The 13,623-nt window shown below is 65.0% G+C and carries 10 protein-coding genes; all 10 read right to left on the bottom strand.

What is annotated here, in order from left to right; all coding sequences use genetic code 11:
• Nucleotides 1–9: 9 nt before the first annotated feature.
• The 10 genes from KSAC_RS13325 to KSAC_RS13280 all read right to left on the bottom strand — a co-directional run bounded on the left by KSAC_RS13325 (nt 10) and on the right by KSAC_RS13280 (nt 13,621).
• Entirely contained in the window at nt 10–1,602 is a 1,593-nt protein-coding gene (locus tag KSAC_RS13325) for a gamma-glutamyltransferase family protein (RefSeq protein WP_132305794.1), read from the bottom strand.
• Nucleotides 1,596–2,975, bottom strand: coding sequence for an AtzE family amidohydrolase (locus KSAC_RS13320; protein ID WP_132305792.1), 1,380 nt, complete (start codon nt 2,973–2,975; stop codon nt 1,596–1,598). The genes KSAC_RS13325 and KSAC_RS13320 overlap by 7 nt, the downstream gene beginning before the upstream one ends.
• On the bottom strand, nt 2,972–3,208 hold the full coding sequence (locus KSAC_RS13315) for a DUF4089 domain-containing protein (RefSeq protein WP_102324493.1): 237 nt from the start codon (nt 3,206–3,208) through the stop codon (nt 2,972–2,974). Before KSAC_RS13315 ends, KSAC_RS13320 begins: the two co-directional genes overlap by 4 nt.
• 42 nt (nt 3,209–3,250) lie before the next feature.
• Nucleotides 3,251–4,699 (bottom strand): SidA/IucD/PvdA family monooxygenase, encoded by a 1,449-nt coding sequence (locus KSAC_RS13310; RefSeq protein ID WP_102324494.1) that lies wholly within the window; start codon nt 4,697–4,699, stop codon nt 3,251–3,253.
• A gap of 172 nt (nt 4,700–4,871) precedes the next feature.
• Complete coding sequence (locus KSAC_RS13305) at nt 4,872–5,828, bottom strand: LysR family transcriptional regulator (protein ID WP_102324495.1); 957 nt, start codon at nt 5,826–5,828, stop codon at nt 4,872–4,874.
• Nucleotides 5,821–6,678, bottom strand: a complete 858-nt coding sequence (gene xdhC / locus KSAC_RS13300; RefSeq protein ID WP_132305790.1) for a xanthine dehydrogenase accessory protein XdhC — start codon at nt 6,676–6,678, stop codon at nt 5,821–5,823. Before xdhC ends, KSAC_RS13305 begins: the two co-directional genes overlap by 8 nt.
• Before the next feature lie 6 nt (nt 6,679–6,684).
• Nucleotides 6,685–9,042, bottom strand: a complete 2,358-nt coding sequence (xdhB, locus tag KSAC_RS13295) for a xanthine dehydrogenase molybdopterin binding subunit (protein ID WP_165927326.1) — start codon at nt 9,040–9,042, stop codon at nt 6,685–6,687.
• Nucleotides 9,035–10,534 carry a xanthine dehydrogenase small subunit gene (xdhA, locus tag KSAC_RS13290; RefSeq protein ID WP_132305788.1) on the bottom strand — a complete coding sequence of 500 codons (1,500 nt, stop codon included), beginning with the start codon at nt 10,532–10,534 and terminating at the stop codon, nt 9,035–9,037. The genes xdhB and xdhA overlap by 8 nt, the downstream gene beginning before the upstream one ends.
• Nucleotides 10,535–10,691: 157 nt before the next feature.
• Nucleotides 10,692–12,068: an amidohydrolase family protein gene (locus KSAC_RS13285; RefSeq protein WP_132305786.1), complete on the bottom strand. Its 1,377-nt coding sequence runs from the start codon at nt 12,066–12,068 to the stop codon at nt 10,692–10,694.
• 56 nt (nt 12,069–12,124) lie between these two features.
• Nucleotides 12,125–13,621, bottom strand: a complete 1,497-nt coding sequence (locus KSAC_RS13280; RefSeq protein WP_102324499.1) for a Ppx/GppA family phosphatase — start codon at nt 13,619–13,621, stop codon at nt 12,125–12,127.
• Nucleotides 13,622–13,623: the final 2 nt, after the last annotated feature.

Here is a 13,623-nt window from a genome sequence, read left to right as displayed (position 1 = left end):
CTGTCTCCTCTACCATGCCGCCACGCATCCATCGCTGCGGGGATCGGTTGCCCCTTCCAGCAGGCCGGACGCATGACGCACAAGCGCGCCCGCATGTCCCATCCTGGATGAAAACGGCTCGACGCGTTCCATCTGGTGGCCCGCCGCCTGCATGCGCGCGATGACCGCCGGATCGAAGCGGTCTTCATATTTCAGGCTGACGCTCGTCTCGCCCCACGTACGGCCCAGCAGCCAGCGCGGGGCGGTAACAGCCGCCTGCAACGGCACGCCATACCGCGCGTAACGGCTGAAGATGGCGGCCTGCGTCTGTGGCTGTCCTTCCCCGCCCATGGTGCCGTACACCATGGTGCGTCCGTCATCGAAACGCGCGCCTGCGGGGTTGAGGGTATGAAACGGCTTGCGACCGGGGCGCAGGCCATTCCACCCTTCGGGATCAAGGCCAAAGCTGGTGCCACGGTTCTGCCAGACAACGCCGGTGCGCGGCAGCACGATGCCCGAACCATATTCGAAATACAGGCTCTGGATCATGCTGACGGCCAGACCGTCGGAATCGATCACGCCCAGCCACACCGTATCGCCTGCATGCGATGGCCACGGCCACGGGGCCGCATGCGCCGGATCAATGGCATGCGCCATGCGGTCAAGCGCCTTGCGGTCATCAAGAATGTCCTGCGCCTGCACCGTCATATAGGCGGGATCGCCCACATGCGTATCACGGTAGCGGAACGCCTGCTTGGTGGCTTCGACCAGACCATGCAGGTAATCGAAATCATCCGCCTTCGCGGCCTTGAGCCGGTCAAACAGCGCAAGGATCAGCAGCGATGCGACGCCCTGCGTGGGCGGGGCCATGTTGAACAGGTCAGCCCCGTGGATACGGGCATGGAGTGCTGGCTGGTGGCTGGCCTTGTGCGCCTGCAGGTCGGCCAGCGCAAGCGGGCTGCCCAGATCGCGCAGGTCGGCGGCCAGTTCACGCGCAACCGTACCATGGTAGAAGCTGGACAGTCCTTCATCAGCCAGTTGCCGCAATGTCCCGGCCAGACGGGGATTGTGCAGGATGTCACCTACCTGCGGCAGGCGGCCACCGGGCATGAACAGGTCCCGGAAACCGGGCACATCCTTCAGTTCACCGGCCTTTTCACGCGTGATGTCTGCAGCGCTGGCGGTAACGGGCACGCCCTGTTCAGCATAGTATATCGCATCGCGTAGCACGCGGCCCAGCGGCAGGCCGGGGGCCACTTCATGGCTCCACGCCAGCGCCATATCCCATCCCGATACCGTGCCCGCGACCGTATTGGCCGCAAGCGGCCCACGCCAGGGAATCGCATCAAGCCCGGCGGCATGGTAAAAACCGGCATCGGCCCGCTGCGCCGCAGCGCCGCAGGCATCGATGGTTTCCACCCGCCCATCGGGCCACATGGTCAGCCAGAACGCATCGCCACCGATCCCGGTCATATGCGGATAGACGACAGCCAGCGCCGCCGCCGTCGCAACGGCGGCTTCCAGCGCGGTACCACCGGCCTTGAGCACATCCAGCCCGGCCTGACTGGCCAGATGGTGCGGGGATGTCACCATCCCCCGGCATGAACGCGGCGTATTCAGCATCCGCTATCCTTTCGGGCGTAACCCGCATCCAGTGGCTGGCAGCGCGCCAGACCGGCACGTTGCAGTTCACCTGCCACCGCGAACAGCCTGTCCTCGCCACCCGGCCTGCCGATAAGCTGGATGCCCAGCGGCAGGCCATCACCCGCCAGCGGCGCCGCCAGCACCGGCAGCCCCGTAAGGCTGATCGGCTGGGTGAAAATGCCCAGATTGGCGCGGGCGGACACAGTCTTACCATCCAGCGTGATGGTAGGCTGGTCGATACGCGGCGCAACCCCGACCGTCGCGGGCGCTATGAACACATCCGCCTGCGCAAGGGCGGCGTGGACCTGTTCACGGAACCACCGACGGAAACGCTGGGCCTGCACGAAAGTGGCAGCGGGCAGCATGGCCCCGGCCATAAGGCGGCCCCGTGTTGCCGGGTCATACTGCATGGCGCGGCGGCGCAGGCGCGGCAGGTGCAGGTTGCCCCCCTCCGCCGCACTGATAAGGAAAGCGGAGGCCCGCGCACGCGCGACCTCGGGCAGTTCGATCACCCGATCACGCCCCAGATGGGCCATGACCGCATCAATGCCCGCCGTCAGTTCAGGACTGATATTACTGGCGAACCAGCCACCCAACCGCGCCACGCGCACGTCACCCACATCCGGCAGCGCAAGCGGCGGCGCACCGGCCATGATGCTGTAGACGGCCTGCAGGTCCTCGACCGTGCTGGCCATCGGACCCACGACATCAAGGCTTGCGACAAACGGGTAAACACCCTTCAGGGGCATCTGGCCATAGGTCGGCTTCAGGCCCCACACCCCGCACAGCGAAGACGGGACACGGATGGAGCCGTTGGTGTCCGACCCCAGCGTAAAGGGCAGCATCCCCGCCGCGACGGACGCCGCCGACCCGCCTGATGAACCACCGGCCAGACGGGCCGGATCATGCGGGTTACGGGTTGTGCCGCTATGGGCATTTTCGGTGGAAAAGCCGTAGGCGAACTCATCCATGTTCAGCGTGGCGACCGGCACCGCGCCTGCCGCACGCAGGCGTGCGACGACCGTGGCGTCCGCCGTGGCGGGCAGGTTGTCACGCAGCACGATGGAACCTGCCGTGGTGACTTCGCCACGCACGTCGAACAGGTCTTTCACGCCAAAGGGCACGCCAGCCAGCGGGCCGGGGTCCTTACCCGCCGCTACCGCCCGGTCCACTTCCTCGGCCTGCGCCACGGCGGCAGCACCGAGGATACGCGTGACACTGTTAAAGCGCGTATCGCGGATTTCCATATCCGCGATCACGCCCGTCACGACCGATACCGCGGTGCGACGACCCGCGCGCACATCCGCCGCGATGGCCAGCGCGGCCCCGCGGGAGCATGTCACGACGCTCATGGTGTGTACTCGTAGGCGGGTTCGCAGTCATCAGGCAGCGCAAACCCGCCCAACAGGTCGGCATAACCCTGCAGCAGGGCCGTATTCGCCACGACATCGGGCAGGCAGGCCGCCGGTATCGACAGGCCGATAATACGCGCCATATCGGCCACGGGGGGAACCTTGCGGTCATCATGCCCCGCCGCGCCGGGTGTTCCCGGCGCGGAAGGTGAAACGCTTGCTGCGCTGCTCATCTGTTCACTTTCTCCCGAATGGATAGATCTACCCGGGACGTATCATGCAACAGGCGGGTCAAGGCTGACCAGTTCCGGCACGTCATAGGCCAGCAGACTTTCCAGATGCTGCCTGCCATCCGCTACGTACAGGTCACGCCCAAGCCCGCGCACCAGACGTTCCACACCAAAGCGCATGCCGCTGATGGACGCGCCGGAAAGCCCCATGCTGGGTGTGGCCGAGAACGTGAAGTTGTGGATGTTGGCCAGCATCGGCGCCAGCGGGTCATCCGCGCGGCGCGGCTGGAACTGGTAGGAATCACCCAGATACGGGTAGCTTTCCAGCACAGCACTTTCCGAACCGGCCGGCGCGGTATACCGCTCACCCCATAGTGCTACGGACGGCGCGAAGGATTTCGTTTCGGGCCGCAGCGACAGATCGGTCGCAAAACCGGTGCCGATGATTACGAAATCGAATCGCATTTCGCCGGTGGGTGATTCGACCACGATCTCGTCACCATCCATGCGCACGCCCGTCCACGGACAGCCAGTGCGGAAGGAAAAGGATTTGTGACGACGGCAACGCCAGAACGTATCCTGCGGCGGCGGCTGGTTCAGATCGAAAATCCGGCGCATGAAGCCCCAGCGCAGTTCATCCGACAGGGCGGGATAGTATGCGAGGAAGCCGGTGTTCTCCATCCAGCGATACGGGTTGATGGACGGGATTTCCTTACGCCGCAGGCACAGCGTGACACTGCCCGCACCCTGTTCCAGCGCCGTCGCCGCGTTATCGAACGCCGATGCACCAGCACCCAGCACGCCAATGCGCTTGCCCTTCAGGGCTGCGAAATCAATGGCTTCGGATGTATGGGCATAACGGTCACGCGGCAGGGTATCGCGGATGAAGTCGGGCACATGCCACGCACCACAGCCCTCGATGCCGGTGGCCAGCACCAGCTTGCGCGCATAATGCACATGGGTCGATCCATCGGGGCGGCGGAAGGACAGGCGCAGCAGGCCATCGTCCCATGTAACGCCAGTGAATTCGTGATCGTTTGCAACCGGCAGGTCGAGGATATCGCGATACCAGTCCAGATAGGCCTGCCAGTCATCACGGGGAATCTTGTCCAGTTCTTCCCATGCCTTGGCGCCATAACGGGCTTCGTACCATGAACGCGGCGTAAGCGACGGCACGCCAAGGTCCGGGCCGGTCACGTATTTGGGCGTACGCAGCGTGATCATGCGCGCGAACGTCACCCACGGGCCTTCCCCACCCCGGCCGGCACGGTCGAAAATACGGACATTGGTGATATTGCTGCGCTTGAGCGCGAATGCAGTGGCAAGACCACCCTGTCCTGCGCCGATAATGGCCACATCCAGCACGCGTTGGCCGTCGCGCTCCATGGGAGGTATCCATTCCTTGCGGGGATACCGGATGATTTCCAGATCCCGTCGCACTGCCGCATCCAGTGCTGCAAGCCCCCCGGCTATTGCCTGCGTGTTGGTGTCCATATGCGGATCCCCGTCTGTATTTTTCGTTTATTGATGCAGTCCCGTCTGACGTCCCCCGACGCCATGACGGATATCCCCCAACCGCACCGTGATGGGGAAATCTAATCAGGGCGGGGGGTGTTTCGTCTAGTATAATGATTTCATCGTTCCGTTGCCAAAAACGCAACGAGGGTCAGACAACGCGCTCGTCGCTGACACCCTGCACACGGCGCAGTTCCTGGCGCAGTTCCTCGATTACCGTCTCCAGCAGCGGAGGCAGCCAGCGGGATTCGCGCACATAGGCCCCCAGATCGGTCACCGCGCGCGTGTCACGCAGCGGGACGTGCCGCAGGGTATCGTGTCCCGGTCCCACGCCCACGGCCAGCGGCGACTGGAACGCCAGCCCCACCCCCGCCTGCACCATGCGGTTGGTCAGCTCGATCGACCCGGTATGCAGCACCACGTTCAGCCGGTCCTGCCACGACCGCAGCATGGGTTCCATGACGCGGTAAAGCGACAGGGTGCGCGTGGGCAGGATCAGGCGGTAGGCCACGCATTCCTCGATGGTGACGGTGCGCAGATGCGCCAGCGGATGATCGGCGCGCACCACCGCACCCACGGGAAAATGCGCCACCGCCACGCGCCGCAGTTCGGGATACAGGGCCAGCGAAAAGGCGATGCCAAGATCCACCCGTCCGTCCTGCAGGGCCGATACGATGGTTTTGGGTGCCCCCACCTCCACATGCAGTTCAACGGCGGGATAGGCGGAAATGATGCGTTCGAGCAGGGCAGGCAGGAGCTGGCCCGCGATCCCTTCCACCGCCATGATGCGCAGCCGTCCGTCATGACGGCCCGACAGGGCGTTGATCTGTTCTTCCGTCCGCGCGGCGTCCTGCATGACCGTTACGATATGGCGGGCCATGATCGTGCCCACTTCCGTCAGCACCATGCCATCGGGCAGGCGGTCGAACAGGGGCGCGCCGATTTCCGCTTCCATCTGGGCAAGCTGGCGTGTCAGGGCGGATGGCGTGACGTTAAGCCGCCGCGCCGCCTCGCGTATGGAACGGCATTCCCGCACGGCGTTGAAATACGAAATGCCACGCGCATGCAGGCGCATCATGCGCGGCGTACGGGCTAGCGGATCATTCATCTGGTCTGGTCATCCCGTCTCCCTCACCATCCCGGCACGCAGGGTGCAGGAAATGCGTGATAATTTCTGCCGCCACCAGTGCCGCGATGACCGGGGGGCGCTTGTCACGGACGCCCCTGTCCCCGATCGGGCAGATCATGGTGGCGATCCGCTCCTCCGGCAGGCCGATCTGACGAAAGCCCGCTTCAAACCGGCGGCGCTTGGTGTGTGAGCCGATCAGCCCGACATACCGGAAATCCCCGCGTTCGAGGATGGACGCAACAATCAGGCTGTCAAGGGCGTGGCTCTGTGTCAGGACCAGCGCACCCGATCCCGGCGGGGCGGTGGCAACCAGCCGTTCCCAGTTTCCGTCATCATGCACCTTCACACCGGGGGGGATGACGGCACCGAATTCCTCGGGCCGCGAATCGCACCATGCCAGCCGCAGCGGCAGCGGGGCCAGCACATGCGCCAGCGCACGCCCGACATGGCCCGCCCCGAACAGCAGCAGCAGCGGCTGGCGGTGACGTTCGCATTCCAGCGCCGTCATGATCCCGTCCAGCGCACCGGCATCGGGCACATCAAGGGTAAGCACCACCTCCCCCCCGCAGCACTGACCCGAATGGCCGCCCAGACTGACCGGCAGGTCAACAGGGCTGCCGCCACGGGCCAGCAGGTCGCGGGCGGCCTGAATACCGTTCCATTCCAGATCGCCGCCCCCGATCGTGCCGGTCTGGGCTGTAGGCGTGACCAGCATGAAAGTGCCGGCCTCCCGCGGGGTTGACCCCCGCGCGGCCGACACGCGTATCCGGGCGATGGGCTGGCCTTCATGCCGCCACCGCTCCAGATCCGCACGCATTGTCATGTTCATGACGGGTCAGGCAGGCGCGCTGCCGTGGCGCATGCGCTCCGCCGTGCGCAGGATCATTTCCGGTGTGGCGGGGGCGTCCAGTCCGGGACAGGTGCGATAGTTATCCAGACTGGCCAGCGCATCGGAAATGGCCATGAACACCGAAACCCCATGCACGAAGGGCGGTTCGCCCACCGCCTTGGACCGGAAAATGGTGTGTTCGCGGTTCGGCGTGTTTTCCAGCAGTTCCACATTGAATATGCGCGGACGATCCGAACAGGCCGGGATCTTGTAGGTGCTGGGCGCATGCGTGCGCAGGCGGCCATTGCGGTCCCATACCAGTTCCTCGCATGTCAGCCAGCCCGCACCCTGCACGAAGCCCCCCTCGATCTGGCCAATGTCCAGCGCCGGGTTAAGCGACTGTCCGGCATCGTGCAGGATATCGACACGCTCGATCCTGGTCTCGCCCGTCAGCAGGTCGATCACGACCTCCGAACAGGCAGCGCCATATGCGAAATAGTAGAAGGGACGCCCCTGCCCCGTATCACCGTTCCATGAGATCTTGGGCGTCTTGTAAAACCCGTTGGCCGACATCGACACACGCGCAAAATAGGCCTGCCGTGTCAGATGCGAAAATGCGATGACCTTGCTGCCCACATGCACGCCATCAGGCGCGAAGCGCACCTCGTCCTCGCCCACGTTCCAGTGGGCAGCGGCGAATTCAACCAGCCTGCGCTTGATGCGCCGCACGGCGTCCAGCACCGCCATGCCGTTAAGGTCCGCCCCGCTGGACGCTGCGGTGGCGGATGTATTGGGCACCTTGCCCGTGGTGGTGGCAGTGATGCGGACCTGATCCGTGCCAAGGCCGAATTCCCGCATGGCGACCTGCACCATCTTGGTATGCAGTCCCTGCCCCATTTCGGTGCCGCCATGGTTCACCTGAACCGAGCCATCGGTATAGACGTGAACCAGCGCGCCAGCCTGATTGTAATGGGTGGCGGTAAAGGAGATGCCGAACTTCACCGGCGTCAGCGCGATGCCCCGCCGCAGATAGGGGCTGGCCGCATTGAAAGCCCGCGTGGCCGCGCGCCGCGCCGCGTAATGGCAGCGCCGGGCCAGTTCGGGCACCAGTTCGGCGCTGATCGAGTCCTCGACCACCATGTTATAGGGCGTCACGTTGCGGTCATGCGTGCCGTATACGTTGCGCAGCCGCACTTCCAGCGGATCAAGGCCGGTGGCGAAGGCCACTTCCTCGATCACCCGTTCCGCCGCGACCACGCCCTGCGGGCCGCCAAAACCGCGATAGGCGGTGTTGGACTGCGTATTGGTGCGCAGCGGTTCGGAACGCAGCCGCACATCGGGATAGAAATAGGCGTTATCGGCATGGAACAGGGCACGGTCGATGACCGGGCCGGACAGGTCGGCGGACCAGCCGCAACGCGCGGCCAGCAGCATGTCCACCGCAAGGATGCGCCCTTCATCGGTAAAGCCGACATCGTAATCAATGACGAAATCATGCCGCTTGCCGGTCATCGTCATGTCGTCGTCGCGGTCCAGACGCATCTTGGCCGCGCGTCCGGTCCGGTCCGCCACCAGCGCCGCAAGGCAGGCGCAGGCATTGGCCTGCGTTTCCTTGCCGCCGAAGCCGCCGCCCATGCGCCGCACCTCGGTCGTGATGAGGTTGGCGGGACGATCCAGAACATGGGCGATCATGTGCTGGGTTTCGGTCGGATGCTGGGTGGAGGAAATGACGGTCATCTCCCCCTCCTCCCCCGGCGTGGCAAGGGCGATCTGCCCTTCCAGATAGAAATGTTCCTGCCCGCCCACGGTAATGCGGCCCGAAAGCCTGCGCGGTGCATGGGCCAGACCGGCCAGCGCGTCGCCACGCTTCATTTCCATTGGCCGCCACACCATCGGGCTACCGGCCGCGCGAGCCTGTGCCACGTCCAGTATGGCAGGCAGGTCTTCATATTCCACCTGCGCCAGACGGGCGGCGCGACGGGCAGCACCCCGTGTCGTCGCGGCAACGACAAACAGGGGCTGGCCGTAGAACGACACCAGATCGGACGCCAGCAGCGGTTCATCGCCCTTGCCCACCGGGCTGATCTGGTTATCGCCCGGAATATCGGCGGCGGTATAGACCCCCACCACGCCTTCGGCCTGCCTGACCGCATTCAGGTCCATGGATAGGATGCGGGCATGGGCGCGCGTGCTCAGCCCCGGCACCAGATGCAGCGTGCCGCGGGGTTCGGGCAGGTCGTCGATATAGTTCGCGCTGCCCTGCACATGCATGGCCGCACTTTCATGGCGCAGGCTGCGGGTGGCCCCGCCCGGCACGATACCATCGCCCGCGACGGGCGTGACGAAGCTGTTTCCATCAGCCATGGGCGTGTTCTCCGGCAGCTTTGCAGGCCGTGCGCACACTGATCGGCGCGCGTGCCGCATCCGGCCCGCAATCGGCGTAAAGCCGTGTCAGCAGGTTGGCAGCGACCGTACGGCGGTACCAGTCACTGGCACGCATATCGGTAATGGGGGCAAAATCCTGTGCAATCGCCTGACGGGCGGCTTCCAGCGTGGTTTCATCCCATTTGTGACCCGCCAGCGCTGCTTCCGTGCGACTGGCGCGGCGCGGTGTCGCCGCCATGCCGCCAAATGCCACGCGGGCGTTTTCAATGGTGCCATCGGGGGTGATCGTCAGGGAAAACGCGCCAAGGATGGCGGAAATGTCCTGATCGAACCGCTTGGAGATTTTCCATGCCCGGATAACGGTCTGCGGTCCGGGCACGGGAATGCTCACCCCTTCCACAAACTCGCCTGCCGCACGGTCCTGCCTGCCATAATCAATGAAGAAGTCTTCCAGCGCGATGGTGCGCCGCACATCGCCACGACGCAGGTGCAGACGCGCACCCGCCGCGATCAGGACCGGCGGTCCATCACCGATGGGCGATCCGTTGGCGATATTGCCACATACCGTCCCGGCATTACGCACCTGCACCGAGCCGATGCGGCGGATGACCTCATCATCCGGCTGGGGCAGTATTTCAGTCAGGGCAGCACGGGCTTCCTGCCACGTTACGGCGGCCCCGATATACAGGGCGTCCGGCCCGCGCTCGATCCGGCGCAGATCGGCAATGCCGCCAATGGGGACGATATGCGGCAGCACGCGCAGCCCCTTTGTCACCCACAGCCCGACATCGGTTGCCCCGGCCACAATGCGCGCATCGGGACTGGCGAGCAGCGTGCTGGCCAGCGCATCGGCGGTGGCCGGAATGGTCAGGCGGCCTGTCGGACCGCTGATATCGACCGTGGCCCCGTCGCGCAGGCGGCGCAGACGGTCGGCCATGTCCTGCGCCATGGCGTCGAAATGATCGGGACCAGCCTGCATGGCCTGCCGCATGGCGCGCACGATGGGCGCATACCCCGTGCAGCGGCACAGGTTGCCCGCCAGCATGTCGTCAATGCCATGTTCGTCCTGCGCCAGCCCGTCCGCCTTGCGCCCGGCCACCATCGACATGACGAAACCCGGCGTGCAGAAGCCGCATTGCGACCCATGCTGGTCCACCATGGCCTGCTGGACCGGGTGCAGGCTGCCATCCGGGGCGCGCATGTCCTCGATCGTCAGTACCTGCGCGCCATCCAGCATGGCGACAAACTGGATGCAGGCATTGACCGCCCGCCAGACCAGCCGGTCCCCTTCCAGCCTGACCACGAGTACCGTGCAGGCCCCGCAATCGCCTTCGTTACAGCCTTCCTTGGTGCCGGTCAGGCCACGGTCTTCACGCAGCCAGTCCAGCAGCGTGCGTGTCGGCGCGATATCCGCCAAGGTATGATATTCGTTTCCAACATAGAAACGAACGTCGTGTCTGGTCCCCGTCAATTCTGTTCCCTCTAAGCGTGGCCACAGGACTGCCTCACCCCCCTCAAGGCAGACAGCCGGAACAGCCATTTCATGGTGTTATTTATAATATATGGGACCCAGTCTTACATTGTCACCCCGGTTAAAGGGAAGCCAAAAGCCATTACTGTATTGGACCCTATATATTCCCGTCACGTAGCGACAGCCGGCTCGCCTGTCGCATATGCGTGGACAGCGTGGAACGGAAGGCGGGACGCGGCACATAGGCCCCATATCCGCCACCGGGCTGCACATCACCGTTTTTCCACACCGTCATACCGCCGCGCACCACCTGCACGGCACGACCGCCCAGCATGATCCCGGCATAAAGACTGTCCGCGTCCGGCGGGCATCGTTCCTCCGCCTCCGGGTCCCATAATACCAGATCGGCATCCGCACCGGGCATGATCGCCCCCTTGCGCGGATAGATATTGAAGGCGCGGGCCGGGGCTTCGGCTGTAACGGCCACGAATTCTTCCACCGTCAGCACGCCCGAACGCACGCCATACTGCCAGACCACGCGCATCCGTTCGGCCAGCCCCGCATCCAGCCCGTCACGTCCGCCGGGGGAAAAGCCGCTGGCCACCATGCCCACATTCCCCGATACCAGCGCCCCCCACAGCGCACGGCGATGGGCCATGTCCCTGAATGGCGGAATGGTTATGTAGCACTCATGCCCCGCATCGCCTTCAGGATCATAGACGGCTTCATCAATGACCAGATGGGCGGCCAGCACGTGACCTTCCACGCGCTGGCCGCACAACCGGGCACCGGCAAGGGCCGCGACGGACTGGGTTGTGGAAACCGGGCCAACCTGCACCGGCGCGCCGCGCAGTCCGGCCAGCATGATGGCACGCGCGGTCGCTTCGGCCTCGACCGGTGGCGGAGCGTATAAGGGACAGGCCTCGCTGCCACTGATACCGGCCTGTTCCAGTTCATCACGCAGGCAGGCGATCGCCTGCGCATTCTGCGCCTCGATCAGACTGAGCGCACCCAGCCCTGCCGCATGACCGGCCAGTTGCAGGATATCGCGATCCTCCCGACCGCGCATCATGGACAGCACGAAGGAATTGACGCCGTGACACGTCACCAGTTCTTCCATGGCGCGGGACACGGACGCTTCATAACCGGGCAGATCCATATGCAGCCCGACATCGGTATGCGCGCCACGGGCCGCATGCCGCCAGTCGCGCCATGCCGCAACCAGATCGCCGCCGTCGGGTCGCATCACGTCAAGGATTGTGGTCGTGCCACCCGCCAGCGCCTCAACGGTACGGGCAAAGCCGGCTTCATCCGCACCAATGCCCGTGCGGGGATCGACACCGCCCGGCAGGACCAGCAGGCCACCCGCATCCACCACGGCGCAGCCCGATGGCACCTCCAGATCCGGACCTACGGCAAGGATTTCCCCCACACCGCCGCACAGCACGTCCACGCACAGCGATGCCTGCCCGGTGACCACCGTGCCGCCACGAACCAGCAGCAGGTCGCGCGTGTGTCCGTGTCGTATGCCCATGTTCCGCCTGTCCCGCTGCTACCCGCAATCACGCCCCGCCCAAGGGGCGCATCGCTTCAGTGGTCGCGTATCCTGACCGCCATGCCCATCGCATTGCCCAGCCGTTCCAGCCTGCGGCGCACGCTTTCACCCTGCACCACGTCACGCCCCGGCGCGAAATGAAGGGACAGGATGTCCCCTTCACATTCCAGCCGCGTGCCATCCAGCAGTCCCTCGGTCCCGCCGCTTACGGTATAGGCCAGCCGCAACGCCTGCCCCAGCACCACGGCGCGGGCAAAATCATCCTGGTCGAGCAGTTGGCGCGATGGCTGCAGATAGGCCACCGACAGGTCGGCCCCGTACCGTACCGCAAGCGTCAGCGACAGGAAGGCCCGCGCCTGATGGGTGTACCCCACGCCCTGCATGCGCAGGATACGCAGATAGGTCTGTTCCGCCCGGTATTCGGGGTGATCATGCGCACCCACATCCGACAGCCAGCATGCAACGCCACGCAGGCGGGCGAAATCTTCGCGTTCGTCCGGGAAAAGCGGGACGGTCCAGTCCGCCAGCCGTTCCGGCAGGGTCATGCTGCGGCCAAGCATGCCGCACATTTCGCGCGCGACCGCGTCCTGCGGGTCATTTCCCGCCACGCTGGCCGCCACATTGCGCATGTACCACCCTTCGCGCAGCCCATCGACGCAGAAGACCAGCCCCGTGGACTGCGTGCGCCGCATGAGCCGACGCAGAACGGTCGCGGCGAAAGGCGCATCTTCCAGCCGTTTACGCGGCACGCCCGGCAGGCGTTCAAGCGAACGCTTGCCCGCGCTGATGATCCAGTCCGCCATCTCCCGCGCCGTATCCGGCCCAAGATGGTAGAGATGCACGATATTGAGCGGATAGGCCGTGCGCACGATCTGCATGCGCGCCAGCGCGCGGAAAGCACCGCCCACCAGATACAGGTTCTGCCCCTTCACCTCATCCAGCCAGTCCACGCCCGACAGGTCTTCATCCGTCAGCGCGCGGGCACGGGCCAGATCGCCATCGGCCCGTTCATTCAGCCGGATCACCCCCAGCGGCAGGGTGCAGGCATCAAGCTTGCGCCCATTTTCCAGCCGGATCAGTTCCAGCGACCCCCCGCCGATATCCGCGACCAGCCCATTGGCGTCCGGTATGCCGCACAGCACGCCGGTAGCTGAATAATCGGCTTCCTCCTCCCCGCTCAGTATGCGGATCGGCACGCCAGGCAGGCGCGATTTCAGGCCCGCCACGAATTCCGGCCCGTTGCTGGCATCGCGCACGGCAGCTGTGGCCAGCACCTCAAACGGGCTTGCTTCCATCCCGCGCGCGATGGCGTTGAAGCGGGCCATGACTTCCATCGCCAGTGGCAGAGCCTCTTCATTCAGCCTCCCCGTAGCATTCAGGCCGCGCCCGAGCCGCAACACCACCTTTTCATTGAAGATGGGCATCGGATTGCGTGAGATACCATCAAACACCACAAGCCGGACGGAGTTAGATCCAAGATCTATGACCGCCGAACGGCGGAAACCCCCACCGCCCGTCACATCCAGCCCCATAC

It is taken from the genome of Komagataeibacter saccharivorans (assembly GCF_004348195.1).
Classification (GTDB): domain Bacteria; phylum Pseudomonadota; class Alphaproteobacteria; order Acetobacterales; family Acetobacteraceae; genus Komagataeibacter; species Komagataeibacter saccharivorans.
Note: the sequence above shows the minus strand (reverse complement) of the source record. Positions and strands in the feature narration are given on the sequence as shown.

Bases quoted from the DNA above. Each gene is read 5' to 3' on its own strand.
- KSAC_RS13280 (WP_102324499.1), bottom strand. From the start codon at position 13,621: ATGGGGCTGGATGTGACGGGCGGTGGGGGTTTCCGCCGTTCGGCGGTC.
- KSAC_RS13325 (WP_132305794.1), bottom strand. From the start codon at position 1,602: ATGCTGAATACGCCGCGTTCATGCCGGGGGATGGTGACATCCCCGCAC.
- xdhC (WP_132305790.1), bottom strand. From the start codon at position 6,678: ATGAACATGACAATGCGTGCGGATCTGGAGCGGTGGCGGCATGAAGGC.
- KSAC_RS13305 (WP_102324495.1), bottom strand. From the start codon at position 5,828: ATGAATGATCCGCTAGCCCGTACGCCGCGCATGATGCGCCTGCATGCG.
- KSAC_RS13310 (WP_102324494.1), bottom strand. From the start codon at position 4,699: ATGGACACCAACACGCAGGCAATAGCCGGGGGGCTTGCAGCACTGGAT.
- xdhB (WP_165927326.1), bottom strand. From the start codon at position 9,042: ATGGCTGATGGAAACAGCTTCGTCACGCCCGTCGCGGGCGATGGTATC.
- KSAC_RS13315 (WP_102324493.1), bottom strand. From the start codon at position 3,208: ATGAGCAGCGCAGCAAGCGTTTCACCTTCCGCGCCGGGAACACCCGGC.
- KSAC_RS13285 (WP_132305786.1), bottom strand. From the start codon at position 12,068: ATGGGCATACGACACGGACACACGCGCGACCTGCTGCTGGTTCGTGGC.
- KSAC_RS13320 (WP_132305792.1), bottom strand. From the start codon at position 2,975: ATGAGCGTCGTGACATGCTCCCGCGGGGCCGCGCTGGCCATCGCGGCG.